Source organism: Neobacillus drentensis (genome assembly GCF_036965425.1).
GTDB lineage: Bacteria > Bacillota > Bacilli > Bacillales > Cytobacillaceae > Neobacillus > Neobacillus drentensis_F.
In genome coordinates, this window is the sequence record NZ_JBALPP010000178.1 from 1824 (window position 1) to 3804 (window position 1981).

Consider the following 1981-nt stretch of genomic DNA (forward strand, 5'->3'; position numbering starts at 1 on the left):
AGAGGTCACTGGAGACCCCGCAGGCGCCCTTGCGCCGAGGAGGCTCCAGGACCTCCCCGCGGAAAGCGAGTGACCGGAGCGGAAATCAACAGGCCAGATGGCAGAGACAATCAAATCGATAATATAGATTCAGCCTATATAAAAAACTCGCCATATGGCGAGTTTTTTTTAAATGAGCTGCAATTCTTTTAATCCATTCCAAATACCATTGTTGGAAACATCGGTTGTGATTAAGTCGGCATGTTGTTTTGCTTCTGGAACACCATTGCCCATTGCTACACCTGTTCCTACTTCCTTCAACATTTCTAAATCGTTTAAGCCATCTCCAAAAGCATATACATCCTTTAGTTCAAACCCTAGTTGATCAATCATTTTTTTAATGCCTTCTGCTTTTGAGCCGCCTTTTGGAAGGATATCAACAGAATAAGGATGCCATCTAATAAAATCAAAATCCGGGAAAGCATCTAAGTATATATGTTCATCTTGGCTCTCACAAAAAAGCAGCGACTGATACAATTTTCGATTCACATAAAAATGCGAATCCTCTTCTGGATGTAAAAAATTCAAGCTTCCCAAACTGGTTTCAATGAATGGATGATGTTTTACACTCGACTTCATCGTTTTTTCTGTCATAAATACTAAAGGGTGCTTATTGATCTGTGCTTTTTGATAAAGTTTTTCCATCCCGCTTTCATTCAATGGATTCTCGTATATCGCCTTTTTTTCAAAGACCACATATTGTCCATTGAAGCTTACAAAGGAATCTATATCAAGCTCCTCACGCAGCCCTTCGAACATGAAGGGAGCCCTTCCTGTAGCAATTGCGACAAAAACTCCATTTTCCTTTAGTAATCGAATGGCATTTTTCGTGCTAATCGGAAGTTTCTTTTCATGATCAAGCAATGTCCCATCGATATCAAAAAAGACAATCTTTTTCATATTCCATATCTCCTTTAATCAAACACTCATGCTGCATGTGTAACATTTGATTTTTCTTTTGGTTTGATAGAGGCAATATAAACGCCAATAAAAATCACTGCTAAGCCAATGATCATTGATAAGTGAATATTCTCTTTTAAAAGCATTGCTCCCCAAAAAACAGCAGAAATTGGTACTAGATAGGTAACAAGTGAAGCAAATTCAGGACTTCCCTTTTTAACCAGATAATAAAACAATAGATAGGCGATCCCTGAACCAAGTGCTCCCAAGCCAATAAAAGGGCCCACCGTCTCTGTAGTAATAAAAGAAGAAATAAATCTTGGATTCATAGACCAAACAATAATAAAGCTTATTATTGTGGAAATTAATAGCGTAAAGAATGAAGTTTCCAACACCGATAATTCGGTTAAATGTTTTTTTGTTAAGTGTGATGCCAATCCATAACATAAAGTGGCACCGGTCATTAGCAAAATCCCAGTTAAATTACCTGAATAGAGATCACCTAATTTGACATCAGATAAAATAAATATCCCTATAAAGCCAACGAAAATTCCAATCCATTGACTTTTCCTTAACGAAGAAGAAAAGAAGATAAAACCAATAATTAATGTCCAAATCGGTGTTGTTGCATTAATAATTGAGGCCATACTTGAGGTGAGCTTCGTTTCACTTGAACAAATTAACAACCATGGAAGCACGTTATTTGTCATGGCAATCAGGGACAGCTTAAACCAAGGTAGTTTCTTAAGGATTATTTTTTTCTTTTGCACGATAATGATAGCAAAAAGCATTATCGTTCCAAAAAGGCAACGGCCAAATACTATTGAAATCGGTCCCATAGAAGTTAATAGAACTTTAATAAATAAAAAGGATGTTCCCCAAATAAGGCTTAATCCAATCAAAGCAGTAAATAATTTCCTCATTCCCCTTAATTCCTTTTCCTTTTATCTCTTTTATTTATTCCTTTAAAACACTAAACTTTCTCAAAGTAAATGTCAATTTGTTTCAATTTTAGCAATTCCATGTTTAACCATGAAAGAAT

General features: G+C 36.2%; 2 protein-coding genes. Both read right to left on the reverse strand.

Annotation, left to right across the window (positions count from 1 at the left end):
* Positions 1–168: 168 nt before the first annotated feature.
* Positions 169–939: a Cof-type HAD-IIB family hydrolase gene (locus tag V7161_RS29295; RefSeq protein ID WP_335716291.1), complete on the reverse strand. Its 771-nt coding sequence runs from the start codon at positions 937–939 to the stop codon at positions 169–171.
* 26 nt (positions 940–965) lie between these two features.
* Positions 966–1862, reverse strand: coding sequence for a DMT family transporter (locus V7161_RS29300; protein ID WP_335716292.1), 897 nt, complete (start codon positions 1860–1862; stop codon positions 966–968).
* Positions 1863–1981: the final 119 nt, after the last annotated feature.